Origin of the sequence: Rhodococcus maanshanensis NBRC 100610, from assembly GCF_001894865.1 — a bacterium.
Lineage (GTDB): Bacteria > Actinomycetota > Actinomycetes > Mycobacteriales > Mycobacteriaceae > Rhodococcus_G > Rhodococcus_G maanshanensis.
The window spans coordinates 1-12,314 of record NZ_BCXA01000024.1 but is presented as its reverse complement, the minus strand read 5'-3'; the positions used below and the strand labels follow the sequence as shown (position 1 = coordinate 12,314).

Genomic DNA, 12,314 nt, shown 5'->3' with positions numbered 1-12,314 from the left:
ATCAGTGCTTGGTGTTGCCGAGAGTCCCGTGCGACCGAGAGGACCCAGATGCGTTTCCTCAAGCTTGCCGCCACTGCCGCCGCCCTCATCGCTGTGCCGGCCGTCCTCGCGGCACCGGCCGCACAGGCGCTGACCCCACGGACCGTCTTCGGGACGGTGAGCTGCAAGCAGGGTCCGCGGAATTCGCCACCGGTGGCGGTGTGGGTGGTCGTGGAGAAGGGCGAATCCGGGTGGGCGGAACTCGACAACCCGGTCGGCGGCCACGGATGGATGCGGGAGTACTCGTACACGTCCTATGACGCCGAGCGATTCCGACTCGTCGTCGCGTGCGGCGGAACAGCCGAGCAGGCGGAGCGGGCCGTGGTCACCGGCTGGATGAAATCCGGTCGCCACAACCTGACCATGAACTTCTGACCGTCCGACGCCGGGCCGCCGCGGGGATCACCCCATGTCGAACTCGTCCGGGTCCGGTCCCAGCCGGTTACCGACGTCGAGGCCGGCGATCGCGGCGAGGTCGTCCGCATCGAGCTCGAAGTCGAACACCTCGATGTTCTGCCGGATCCGATACGGCGTCACGGACTTCGGGATGACGACGTTGCCGATCTGGAGGTGCCATCGCAGCACCACCTGCGCGGTGGAACGCTGATGCTTCTCGGCGATCCGGGCCAGCGCCGGGTCGTCGAGCAGCGCACCGCCCTGGCCGAGGGGCGACCACGCCTCGGTGACGATGCCGTGGTCGGCATGGAAGGCACGCAGCTCCGGCTGCGCGAAGTCCGGGTGCACCTCGATCTGGTTGATCGCAGGCACAACGGACGTTTCGTCGATGATCCGGCTCAGCTGCGCGGTCTGGAAGTTGGAGACACCGATCGAGCGCACTCGCCCCTCCGCCTTCAGCTCGGCGAAGGCACGCCAGATGGCGATGTAGTCCTCGCGCACCGCGCGGGGCCAGTGGATCAGGTACAGGTCGAGGTAGTCGAGGCCGAGCCGCTCGAGGGAGGCGTCGAACTCGCGGCGAACCGAGTCCGCCGTCCAGGTCTCCCCTGCGCCGTTCCACAGCTTGGTCGTGATGAACAACTCGTCCCGCGCCACCCCGGAGTCCGCGATCGCCCGGCCGGTACCGACCTCGTTGCCGTAGATGGCCGCGGTGTCGATGCTCCGGTAGCCGATGCTCAACGCGCTGGTGACGGCCGTGTAGCTCTCGTCGTCGGGCACCTGCCACACCCCGAAGCCGAGCTGCGGGATGGTGTTGCCGTCGTTCAACGTCACGTTCGGGACAGGGCTCACAGAGGTCATGCAACGGATCAACCCCCGCCGTCGGAGCCTTGTTCCCCGCGCGACTGAGACAATCGTCGCCATGACCGCAACACTGCACGCCGACGGGCTGTCCGCATCCCGCGGCGAGCGCACCCTCTTCTCCGGGCTCGACCTCGTCGTGGCCCCCGGCGACGTGATCGGGCTGGTGGGCGCCAACGGCGCGGGCAAGTCGACCCTGCTCTCCATCCTGTCCGGCCACAGCACCGCCGACATCGAGGGCGCGGTGACGCTCAGCCCGCCGCACGCCACCGTGGGCTATCTCACGCAGGAACCCGAGCGCCTCGCCGGCGAGAGTGTCGAGGGATTCCTCGGCAGGCGCACCGGTGTCACCGGGGCCGAGGAGGAGATGAACGCGGCCGCGGAGGCCCTCGCGGAGGAGGGCGGTGACGACCGGTACTCGCACGCGCTCGAGCGGTGGCTCGGCCTCGGCGGCGCCGACCTGTCCGAGCGCGCCGAGAAGGTGCTGAGCGACCTCGGCCTCGGCGTCGGGCTCGACGCGGAGATGACCGCGCTGTCCGGCGGCCAGGCGGCACGGGCTGGGCTGGCCTCGCTGCTGCTCTCCCGATACGACGTGCTGCTGCTCGACGAACCGACCAACGACCTGGATCTCGACGGCCTCGAGCGGCTCGAACGGTTCGTCGCGGAGGCCAGGACCGGCATCGTGGTGGTCAGCCATGATCGAGAGTTCCTGGCACGTACCGTGACCGGGATCGTCGAGCTCGACCTCGCCCAGCAGCAGATCGCGGTGTACGACGGCGGCTACGAGGCATACCTCGCGGAGCGGGCCATCGCCCGGCAGCATGCGCGGGAACGCTACGAGGAGTACGCCGACACCAAGGCCGGTCTCGAGGATCGCGCTCAGATGCAGCGCAATTGGCTCGAGCACGGTGTCCGCAACGCACGACGGAAGGCCAAGGGCGCCGACTCCGACAAGATGGGACGCAAGGCCCGCTCCGAGTCCACCGAGAAGCAGGCCGCGAAGGCCAGGCAGACACAGCGCCGGATCGAACGGCTCGAGGTTGTCGAGGAGCCCCGCAAGGAGTGGGAGCTGCGCATGCAGATCGCGGACGCCCCGCGGAGCGGCACCGTGGTGGCCACCGTCAGCGGCGCGGTTGTTCAGCGTGAAACATTCCGACTGGGGCCGATCAGCGCCCAGATCGAATGGGGCGACCGGGTTCTCATCACCGGGCCGAACGGTTCGGGCAAGACGACACTGTTGCGTCTGCTGCTCGGCAAGCTGGTCCCCGACGAGGGCACCGCGGCGCTCGGGTCCGGCGTCGCGGTCGGTGAGGTCGACCAGGCCCGTGGACTGTTCGAGGGCGACGAAGCCCTCGCGTCGGCGTTCGGCGCCCAGGTTCCCGACTGGCCCGACGCCGAGGTGCGCACCCTGCTCGCCAAGTTCGGCCTGCGCGGCGCGCACGTCCTGCGGTCGGCGAGCTCGCTCTCGCCCGGCGAACGGACAAGGGCCGCACTGGCTCTGCTCCAGGCCCGCGGGGTGAACCTGCTGGTCCTCGACGAGCCGACCAACCACCTGGATCTGCCGGCCATCGAGCAGCTCGAACGCGCGATGGACGAGTACGAGGGCACGCTGCTCCTGGTCACCCACGACCGGCGGATGCTGGACACGATGCGCAGCACCCGCCGGTGGCGGATGGACGGCGGTCAGCTCACCGAAGCCTGATCAGCTACCGAGGAGCTGCTGACCGATGTAGCCACCCTTGGCGCAGCCGGGCGGGATCGCGAACACCGCGGACCCGATCGGCGTGGTCCACTGGTTCAGCATGTCCAGCTCCGAAAGGCGTTGCTGGATGGGCACGAACTGGGCATCGACGTCGGCCTGATAGCAGACGAAGATCAGGCCCGAGTCCGAGATCTCGCCACTGGCAGGCGCCTCGTCGTAGTTGTACCCGCGTCGGTGGATCCGCTGCCGCGGGTCCGCCGACCTGGCCCTGGCGATGTGCGAGAACTCCGGGATCACCGGGAACCCGCTCGCGCCCACAGCCGCGAAGTCGGGCTCGTCGTGTTCCGAGTCGCCGGTCAGCGGCGCCCCGTCCGACAGTCTGCGCCCCACCGATTGCTCGCGCCCCGGCCGGTCCACCTTGTCCCACTCGTCCAGGTCGAGGTGGGTGCGCCGGATGACCACCGAGGTTCCGCCCGCCATCCACGCCTGCCCGGCCCCGGTGTCCCAGACCAGATCCGAGAAGTCCGCGGTACCCGGCGAGGGGTTAGCCGTGCCGTCCACCTGACCGAACAGGTTCCGCATCGTGGTGCCGGGGGCCTGCGTGCCGCGGGCCCGGCGGAAGCCGCGCTGGGTCCAGCGCACCGTGCCGAATCCCGCAGCGCCCTTGAGCAACACCCGCAGCGCGTGCGCGACGGTGACCGGATCCTCCGCGCCGACCTGGAGCAGCAGATCCCCTCCGCTCCACCGGTCCTCGAGTCGGTCCACCGCGAACGGGGGCAGCGGACGCAGCCAGGCGGGGCGCAGGTGCTCGACGTTCCCGGCCCGGAACACTCCGGGGCCGAAGCCGACCGTGACCGTGAGCCGGGTCGGCTCGGTGGCCAGGTCCGGTTCGGTGTCCGCCAGCGCCGCCCTGCCCTCGGTGAGCCGGGCCGCGTCCTCGGTCCACACCTTCAGCAACCGGATCAGCGCGGCCCGGTCCACCTCCGGTCGGAGATCGAGGGCAACGAACGTCGAGTGCGCCTGCGGCGCCGTGGCGATGCCCGCCTGATGCGCGCCGTAGAACGGCTCGACCTCCGGCTCGGTTGGCGCAGGCGGCGCCGCCTGCGGCCCCTGGTCGAGCGTGACCTCGCGTGCGCCCCAGGCCAGGCCGGTGCCGCCGAGAACGACGGCACCGGCGCTGAGCAGGCGGCGCCGGCTCAGCTCAGCCATGATTCCCTTCGTAGCTCTCGTTGGCCCCGGTGAAATCCCTTACCTGGACCGTGGTCTCGGAGGTGGACCCGTCACCGAAGGTGAGCGTCAGCGGCACGTCGGTGCCCGCCTTCACAGGAGCGGGCAGGCGGAGGAACATGATGTGGTCCGCCCCTGGCTCGAGCTTGTGCGTACCCGAGGCGGGGATGGACACCCCGCCCTCCTTCTTCCGCATCACCATCGCCCCGTCGGGGCCCATCGCCATCTCGTGCACCTCGACGGCAGGCGAGATCGGGCTGCTCACCGAGACCAGGGTCGCTTCGGTCCCCGATTCATTGACGAGGGTGCCGAAGGCGGCGGTCATCCCGCTGTCGGCCGCCTTCACCCAGGACTCGGTCAGGGTCACCGACTCGGCCGCCGGCCGCGCGCTCTCGGCCGCGTTGTCGGAGTCCGACGAGCAGCTGGCGAGGGCGAGTCCCATGGACAGTGCGGCGCCCGCGGCCAGCATCCGCCGGCGAGAGAAAAGGTTGTTGCTCATGATTGAGGTTCCTTCGATACGGGTTCGTTTGTCTTGGAGTGCTTTCCGGAGCGCCACGCGACGATCGCGAGCACGAGCCCGGCGATCACCAGGGCGGCCGGCCCGAGCAGGCGGCGGTACAGCGGCGATGATTCCGCGGCAGGCGGCCGCTCGGCGGGCGCCTGCGCAGCCGATACCGGCGCAGGCGTCGTCGCGGCGGCCGAGTCCCCGGAGGGCGCGCCCACCTGGTAGCCGAAGGTCCCGGTGAGCTGGTGCCCGTCCTCGGACACCGCCCGCCAGCGGACGTCCACGGCCCCGGAGCCGGCCTTCACCCGCTGGATCATCCTGGCGCCGTCGCGCGTGACCGGGCCGTCGTCGAGACGGGTCCCGTCGGCGGTGGTGACCACGACCGCGGCACCGGTCGACTGCACCGCTGTGGAGAAGGTCAGCACCACCTCGGTTGGCGGTTCCGCCAGCACGCCGTCCCGAGCGGGAGACGTGGACAGCAGCTCGGAGTGCGCCGACGCCACGGGTGCGGTGAGCACGACCGCGCTTAGGGCCAGCAGCAGGGCGATCGCCGCCCGCCTCATGCCGGTTGCCACCTCGAACGCAGCCCCAGCAATACGTCCACGATCAGGAAGCCGAGCAGCGAGAGGCCGAGCAGTGGCACGAAGATGCCGACGGCAACCGCGACCACCGCGATGCCACCGATCGCGGGCCATGGCAGCCGCCGCAGGGCGCCGCGGCGCGGCACGGTGCCGAGCGCGAAGCCCTCCGAGCGACGGGGACGTCGCTGCCACCACATCCGGTAGCCGCCCACGATCAGCGTGATCAGTGCGAGCGCCAGTGCCGCGAGCAGCAGCTGGTTGGCGATCCCGAAGAGGGTGCCCATGTGGCCTGCGATCCCCCACGAGGTGAGCTTGGCGGCCAGCGGCCAGTCCGCGAATCGGAGCTCGTCGGTGACCTGCATCGTCGCGCCGTCGACCGCGATCGAATCGCCCCCGGTCGCGGCCTCCTTCACCGTCCACGCCTTCGCGGCGCTGGCCGGGATCGTCGCGGACAGCGATCCGGTCAGGCCGTGGTCCCGTGCGACGGCCAACACGCCGTCCACGGCCGACGGGTCCACCGGCGCGCCGTCGGCGACCGGGGCGGCCGGGGCGCCGTGGCCGGTGTGCTCGCCGGCGGGTGCCGCAGGGGCCGCCCCGATCGCGGTGTCCAGTTTCGGGGTGGTCCAGCTCATCTCCGTGCGGAGCGTCTTCACGTTCTTGCCCGCGTTGTCCGACCAGGTCAGCCCGGTGATCGAGAGGAAGATCAACCCGAGCGCCGCGCAGGCACCGACGACCCCGTGCCAGTTCAGCGTGCTCCTGCGGCCGGTCAGCGACCGGTCAACCGTCAGCAACCGGCCCCGGCCGTTCGCGCGGTCGCGGCGGTACTTCGCCCACCACAGGTAGAGGCCGGCGAGCACGATCACGCCGAGCCAGGACGCGGCCATCTCGCTGTAGAGGTTGCCGACCTCACCCAGGTGCAGGTTCTTGTGCAGGGCCGACAGCCAGGCCCGCAGCGGCAGGTCCCCTGAGTCCGTCGCCAGCGCGCCGAGCACCTTGCCGCTGCCCGGGTCGACGAACACCGTCGTCTCCCCCGAGCCGACGCCGGGGTCGTCGAACACCACGCGGGTCGACCCGCCCGCCTCGGCGGTCTGCAACGACAGGACCGCGGACGGGTCGCGGCCGTCGAGCGCGGCCCGTAGCTGCTCGGACGCCGGCAGCGGGTGATCCGTCGCGGGCGCCTCGAGGTAGCTCCCGTAGACGAGCTTCTCCAGCGTCGGCGCGAACGCGTACACGAATCCCGTGAGGGCCGCGACCAGGAGGAACGGGCCGACGAACACGCCGGCGTAGAAGTGCAGCCGCAGCAGGAGCTTGCGCAGCGCCGAGGATTCGGTGCCCGGCGGCGAGGATTTGGGCACACCGGGTTCGGTGGTGATGGTCATGACATCGCTTTCGTCGATCAGACTTTGGGTGCGCGGGACCCATGGGAACCGCGAGAGACCGCGCCCCGGCCGAGACGGCCGTGGTTACGCGGTGGGGTGAGGTGTGATCAGACGAAAAGCGGTGGGCCGCGCCGCGAGACCGATACGCGGCAGAGCGCGGACACGAGCGGGTGCACCTCGGCGACGGGCCGCCAGCTGCGGGGTCGTTCGAGGACGGGGATGGCGACGACGAGTGCGGCGACGACCGCGCGCAGCGCGGCCTCGGTGCGCGGCCCGATCCGTTCCGCCGCCGCGATGAGCGCGGCGCAGACGCCGATCGCGAGGGCGTGCGCGGCGAGCATCTGCGCGCTCAGGCCGCCGATCGGACCCGCGGCCATGTCCGCGTGGTGGGCGCCGCCGAACGCCAGCGTGGTGTGGGCGCCGAGCTGCCCGACCGCCAGGATCGGGACCAGAGCGGGCCCCCCGCGGCGAAGCGCGGGGACTGCGGCCATCACGGCGACCAGCACCGCGGAGAAGCCGACGAGGAGCATGAGGGTGGACCCGGCCGGCAGTCCGCCACCGCCCGCGCCGTGCGCTGCGACGGCCACGGCCGCGGTGGTCGAGCCGACGGACGCGCAGCGCACACGGCGAGAGAGCTTCTCACCTGGGCCGACGCGCATGGGCGAACCGTACTACATCGAGTAGGACTCGTTCTCCGACCATAGGAACTACTTGACAGACTGTTGTGTTTTCCCAACAATCTGATGCATGAGCCCGGTACGACGCGGCGAATCGCGCCCCATCTTCAACCGCATCGCGGTGCTGCGGGCCGAGCGCTCGCTGAGCAGGGCCCGGCTGGCGGAACTGATCGAGGTGAACCCGCAGACCGTCGGCGCGCTCGAACGCGGCGACCACTTCCCGAGCCTCGACCTGGCGATGCGGATCTGCGAGGTGTTCGGCCTGCCGATCGAGGCGGTGTTCTCGCGGACCGAGTTCACCCCGCTGTCCACCGAGCTCTACCGACCACGCGAGTCAGGAGTGAACCGAGATGCCTGAGCTGAACCTCGTCGAGCGCTATCAGGCGCACCGGGCCAGGAGGTTCCTCGCGAACTCCGAGAAGTGGCGGCACATGCTGCCCGGCTGGCGTACCCGGCACCGCCGCCGAATCCTGGTGATCGCGCTCGCCGCGACCTTCGCCTTCATGCTCACGGTCGGCGTGCTCTGCCATTTCTTCGAGCGCGGCCCGCTGCTGTGGCTGCCCGCCTGCCTGCTGTTCTTCCCCATCTGGACCTCGCTGCAGATCGTCTCCGGCCGCCTCGGCGACGCGCCGTCCGGGACCCTCGACGAGTGGGAGGTGCAGCAGCAGAACGCGGCCCGCTCCACCGGCCTGAGCATCACCCAGTCGCTGGTGATGATCCCGGTGATCTACCTGATCGTCGGCAGCGTGGCCACCGAGGGAAGCCACACCACGATGGCCTACACCGGCGGGCTGCTCACCCTCACCACGCTGATGATCGGCGGCTGCTCCCCCGCGATGATCCTGGCCTGGAGCCGCCCCGATCCCGATCCCGAGTCCGACGAATTCCCCATGGAGGCAGCGTGACCGACAGCCACACCCTCACCATCGACCGCATCTCCAAGCGCTACGGCGACGTGGTCGCGCTCGACGACCTCAGCTTCGAGGTGCGCCCCGGCGAGATCTTCGGATTCGTCGGCAGCAACGGCGCCGGCAAGACCACCACCATGCGGATCGCGCTCGGGGTGCTGTCCGCCGATTCCGGCGAGGTGCGGCTCGGCGGCCGACCCGTCGACCTGGACGTGCGCCGCACCATCGGATACATGCCCGAGGAGCGTGGCCTGTACCCGAAGATGAAGGTCGGCGCCCAGCTCTCGTATCTCGCCGAACTGCACGGACTCTCACGCACCGAGGCGAGGTCGGCGGTGACCCGCTGGACCGAGCGGCTCGGCATCGCCGAACGCATCGGTGACACCGTGGACTCACTGAGCCTGGGCAACCAGCAGCGGGTCCAGTTGGCCGCGGCGCTGGTGCACGACCCGGCGGTGCTGGTCCTGGACGAGCCGTTCTCCGGGCTCGACCCGGTCGCGGTGGACGTGATGAGCGACGTGCTGATCGAGAAGGCGAAGACCGGGGTGCCGGTGATCTTCTCCAGCCACCAGCTCGACCTGGTGCAGCGACTGTGCGACCGCGTCGGCATCATCAAGCACGGCAAGATGCGCGCGATCGGCACCGTCGACGAACTCCGCGGCGGCGAGAGTGCCCAGCTCGTCGTCCACGCCCCCGGTGCGGGCGCGGACTGGGCACAGCACCTGGCCGGGGTGAGCGCGGTCAGTCACACCGACGGGCGCACCGTGCTCACGCTCGAGCCAGGCGCGGACGACCAGGCGATCCTCGCCGCCGCCCTGAAAACCGGCCCGGTACACGAGTTCTCGTTGCACCGCCCGTCCCTCACCGAACTGTTCCGAGAGGTGGTCGCGGCATGACCAGGGAGTGGAGCCTGCGGAACGACCAGAAGACACTGTCGACCGCCCGCGCAGTACGCCTGGTCGCCAAGCGCGAGTTCCTCACCCAGGTCCGCAAGAAGAGCTTCCTGATCAGCAACGTGGTCATCCTGATCGCCATCGTCGGCGGCATCGTCGGGTACTCGATCTTCTCCGGCGGCGACGACGCCGACCGCGCCGCCATCGGACTGGTCGGGGACCAGTCGTTGTCCCCCGTCCTTGTGACCGCGGGAGAGCAGGTGGGCACGCCCGTGGAGGTGTCCGAGATCCCCGACGAACAGACCGCCCGAGATCGCGTCGGCAGCGGCGACCTGGACGTGGCCCTCATCCCGAATCCGGACGGATCCGCCACCGCGGTCACCGAATCCGAGATCGACGCCGCGCTCCGCACCGTCATCGACATCGCGGTCACCGGCCAGGCACAGCAGCGGGCACTGACGGCCCAGGGCGTGGACGTCGCGCAGCTGAGTGCGGACATCGGCGCGGCCGTGGTCACCGTCGAGGCGATCGATCCGCCCGACCCGGAGGAGGGCCAGCGCATCGCGATGTCCATCGCGGCGGTGACCCTGCTGTACATGCAGATCCTCGGCTTCGGCATGTACGTCGCGATGGGCGTCGTCGAGGAGAAGTCCAGCCGGGTGGTCGAGCTGCTGCTGTCGACCCTGCGCCCGCTGCAACTGTTGTGGGGCAAGGTCATCGGCATCGGCGCGGTCGGGCTGGTGCAGCTGACCGCATATGGCGTCGCCGGGGTCGGCGCCGGACTCGCCACCGGGGTCCTGACCGTCACCGGCACGGCGATCGGCGTGTTCGTCGGCACCCTCGGCTGGTTCGTCCTGGGCTTCACGTTCTTCGCGGTGCTCTACGCCGCGGCAGGCTCGATGGTCTCGCGCCAGGAGGACGTGAACTCCACGACGATGCCACTGATGCTGCTGATCATGGCGATGTTCTTCTCCGCCTTCTCCGCGGTCGGCAACCCGGACGGCACCCTGAGCAACGTGCTGAGCTGGATCCCGCCGTTCTCTGCGATCCTGATGCCGCTGCGGATCGCGGCCGGGGTGACCGACCCGGCGCAGGTGATCGGCACCATCGTGCTGATGATCGCGGTGACCGCGGCGCTCTCGCTCGTCGCCGCGAAGATCTACCAGCGCTCGATCCTGCGGGTCGGCAAGACGGTGTCCTGGCGCGAGGCGTTCGGCCGATAGGGTCGGGCCATGACCGTGCGCCTGTCGGCCCAGCAGATCCTGGACCTGGTACTCGATGCCGGGAGCTTCGAGCCCTGGGACCGGCCGCCGGTGCCGGTCGAGGCCAACAGCTCGTATCGCGCGGACCTCGACGCGGCCGCCGCCAAGACCGGCCTCGACGAGTCCGTGATCACCGGTGTCGGAACCGTCAGGGGTCGCCGGGTCGCGGTGATCGCCTGTGAGTTCGGCTTCCTCGCGGGGTCCATCGGCGTCGCCGCCGCCGAGCGGATAGTCACCGCGATCGAGCGGGCGACCGCCGAGGGTCTGCCGCTGCTGGCGTCCCCGACGTCGGGCGGCACCCGGATGCAGGAGGGCACCCTCGCCTTCGTGCAGATGATCAAGATCGCGGCGGCGGTCACCGTGCACAAGGCCGCGCACCTGCCGTACCTGGTGTACCTGCGCAACCCGACGACCGGCGGGGTGTTCGCCTCCTGGGGTTCGCTCGGGCACGTCACGATCGCCGAGCCGGGCGCGTTGATCGGTTTCCTCGGTCCTCGGGTCTACCAGGCGCTGTACGGCGAGAAGTTCCCCGAGGGCGTGCAGACCGCCGAGAACCTCTACAACAGCGGGGTCATCGACGGTGTGGTGTCGCCGCACTGGTTGCGGCACCTCGTTCATCGCGCGTTGCGGGTGATGACCGGCGAGACCGGGCAGTGGCAGGACCCGAATCCCGAGCCCGCCCACATCCCGGACGTGCCCGCATGGCAGTCGGTGATGCTCTCGCGCCGGGCCGACCGGCCCGGTATCCGGCAGCTGCTGCGGTACGCGGCCACCGAGCAGATCCCGCTCAGCGGCACCGGGCAGGGCGAGGCGGACAAGACCGTTCTGGTGTCGCTGGCGCGGTTCCGGGGCGCGCCGTGCGTGCTGTTCGGCCAGGACCGCAGCGGTCAGTCCCCGGCACACACGATGGGACCGGCCGCGCTCCGCGAGGCGAGGCGGGCGATGAAACTCGCCGAGGAACTGCGGATCCCACTGGTGCTGGTCATCGACACGCTCGGCGCCTCGCTGTCGAAGGAGGCCGAGGAGAAGGGCCTCGCCCCGGAGATCGCGCGCTGCCTGGCGGACCTGGTCACCCTCGACACGGCCACCGTGTCGGTGCTGCTCGGGCAGGGCACCGGCGGCGGCGCCCTCGCGCTGCTGCCCGCGGACCGGGTGTTGTCCGCGCAGAACGGTTGGCTCGCACCGCTTCCCCCTGAGGGCGCGAGCGCCATCGTGCACCGCGACACCACGCACGCGCCGCAGATGGCCGCCGCTCAGGGCATCCGCTCGCTGGACCTGCTGCGCGACGGCATCATCGACGCGATCATCCCGGAATCACCGGACGCGGCGGACGAGCCGATCGGGTTCTCCAAGCGGGTCGGCGAGGCCATCGCCAGGGAGCTGTACGGCCTGGTCGATCAGCCAGCCGCTGATCGGTACGCGGCCAGGATCGCGCGCTACCGGAATCTGGGGCTGCCGCGCTGATCCGTCAGCGATACCCGGTGGTGTCGGCCGGTTTGCCTGGGTCCTGGACCTCGACCAGGTAACGCCACGCATCGGGTCTGCTGCCGTCGAGATCGGTGAAGCCGTACTCCCGCGCCAACTGCCCGCTGGAGAGCGACTGGCCGTTCCAGCGCGCGACGTCGGGATCCTGCGCGAGTGCCGCCACAGCCCGGCCCACATAGGTCGGGCTCTCCGAGATGGCGAAATGCGGGATCCGCTCGGTGGCGTCGCGCCAATTCGACTCGGTGACACCGAAGTTGTCCAGCATCATCTCCGACCGCAGCCAGCCAGGCGTGACCAGGACCGCGGTCGCACCGCGCGGGCCCAGCTCGTGGGCAAGCGCGAACGCCATCCGGCTGACCGCGGCCTTGGCCAGGTCGTAGAAGAACGACACCCGATAGTTGG

Annotated in this window: 14 protein-coding genes; 7 read left to right on the top strand and 7 right to left on the bottom strand. The window is 70.4% G+C overall.

All coding sequences use genetic code 11. From position 1 onward, the window contains the following. Positions 1 to 48 precede the first annotated feature (48 nt). Positions 49 to 414, top strand: coding sequence for a hypothetical protein (locus tag RM1_RS12595; protein WP_072751674.1), 366 nt, complete (start codon positions 49 to 51; stop codon positions 412 to 414). 27 nt (positions 415 to 441) lie between these two features. Here the strand turns inward: RM1_RS12595 and RM1_RS12590 are convergent, their stop codons facing one another. After that, positions 442 to 1,293 carry an aldo/keto reductase gene (locus tag RM1_RS12590; protein WP_174562949.1) on the bottom strand — a complete coding sequence of 284 codons (852 nt, stop codon included), beginning with the start codon at positions 1,291 to 1,293 and terminating at the stop codon, positions 442 to 444. 61 nt (positions 1,294 to 1,354) lie between these two features. On the opposite strand from RM1_RS12590, the gene RM1_RS12585 reads away from it, so the two are divergent. Then, positions 1,355 to 2,995 carry an ABC-F family ATP-binding cassette domain-containing protein gene (locus tag RM1_RS12585; RefSeq protein ID WP_072751673.1) on the top strand — a complete coding sequence of 547 codons (1,641 nt, stop codon included), beginning with the start codon at positions 1,355 to 1,357 and terminating at the stop codon, positions 2,993 to 2,995. On the opposite strand, the gene RM1_RS12580 is transcribed toward RM1_RS12585, so the two are convergent. The 5 genes from RM1_RS12580 to RM1_RS12560 form a co-directional block, all read right to left on the bottom strand. Further along, a complete protein-coding gene (locus tag RM1_RS12580; protein ID WP_072751672.1) occupies positions 2,996 to 4,204 on the bottom strand; it encodes a Dyp-type peroxidase in 1,209 nt (402 codons plus the stop codon). Next, complete coding sequence (locus RM1_RS12575; protein WP_072751671.1) at positions 4,197 to 4,721, bottom strand: copper chaperone PCu(A)C; 525 nt, start codon at positions 4,719 to 4,721, stop codon at positions 4,197 to 4,199. The genes RM1_RS12580 and RM1_RS12575 overlap by 8 nt, the downstream gene beginning before the upstream one ends. After that, positions 4,718 to 5,290, bottom strand: a complete 573-nt coding sequence (locus tag RM1_RS12570; RefSeq protein WP_072751670.1) for a copper resistance CopC family protein — start codon at positions 5,288 to 5,290, stop codon at positions 4,718 to 4,720. Before RM1_RS12570 ends, RM1_RS12575 begins: the two co-directional genes overlap by 4 nt. Then, entirely contained in the window at positions 5,287 to 6,687 is a 1,401-nt protein-coding gene (locus tag RM1_RS12565; RefSeq protein ID WP_072751669.1) for a PepSY-associated TM helix domain-containing protein, read from the bottom strand. The genes RM1_RS12570 and RM1_RS12565 overlap by 4 nt, the downstream gene beginning before the upstream one ends. Positions 6,688 to 6,794: 107 nt before the next feature. Next, the gene (locus RM1_RS12560; protein WP_072751668.1) at positions 6,795 to 7,346 is read right to left on the bottom strand and encodes a hypothetical protein; all 552 of its coding nucleotides are present in this window, start codon (positions 7,344 to 7,346) and stop codon (positions 6,795 to 6,797) included. 88 nt (positions 7,347 to 7,434) lie between these two features. Between RM1_RS12560 and RM1_RS12555 the strand changes: the two genes are divergently transcribed. From RM1_RS12555 to RM1_RS12535, 5 genes are read left to right on the top strand one after another with little or no spacing between them, the layout of a single operon-like run. Further along, positions 7,435 to 7,722, top strand: coding sequence for a helix-turn-helix transcriptional regulator (locus RM1_RS12555; RefSeq protein ID WP_072751667.1), 288 nt, complete (start codon positions 7,435 to 7,437; stop codon positions 7,720 to 7,722). Continuing rightward, positions 7,715 to 8,269: a hypothetical protein gene (locus tag RM1_RS12550; RefSeq protein ID WP_072751666.1), complete on the top strand. Its 555-nt coding sequence runs from the start codon at positions 7,715 to 7,717 to the stop codon at positions 8,267 to 8,269. Before RM1_RS12555 ends, RM1_RS12550 begins: the two co-directional genes overlap by 8 nt. Further along, the gene (locus tag RM1_RS12545; protein ID WP_072751665.1) at positions 8,266 to 9,168 is read left to right on the top strand and encodes an ABC transporter ATP-binding protein; all 903 of its coding nucleotides are present in this window, start codon (positions 8,266 to 8,268) and stop codon (positions 9,166 to 9,168) included. The genes RM1_RS12550 and RM1_RS12545 overlap by 4 nt, the downstream gene beginning before the upstream one ends. Continuing rightward, positions 9,165 to 10,388: an ABC transporter permease gene (locus RM1_RS12540; protein ID WP_072751664.1), complete on the top strand. Its 1,224-nt coding sequence runs from the start codon at positions 9,165 to 9,167 to the stop codon at positions 10,386 to 10,388. The genes RM1_RS12545 and RM1_RS12540 overlap by 4 nt, the downstream gene beginning before the upstream one ends. A 9-nt stretch (positions 10,389 to 10,397) precedes the next feature. Then, positions 10,398 to 11,891, top strand: coding sequence for an acetyl-coenzyme A carboxylase carboxyl transferase subunits beta/alpha (locus RM1_RS12535; RefSeq protein WP_072751663.1), 1,494 nt, complete (start codon positions 10,398 to 10,400; stop codon positions 11,889 to 11,891). A 4-nt stretch (positions 11,892 to 11,895) separates the two neighbouring features. On the opposite strand, the gene RM1_RS12530 is transcribed toward RM1_RS12535, so the two are convergent. Then, positions 11,896 to 12,314, bottom strand: a 419-nt coding sequence (locus RM1_RS12530; RefSeq protein ID WP_143187330.1) for an SDR family oxidoreductase, incomplete at its 5' end; no start/stop codon positions are given.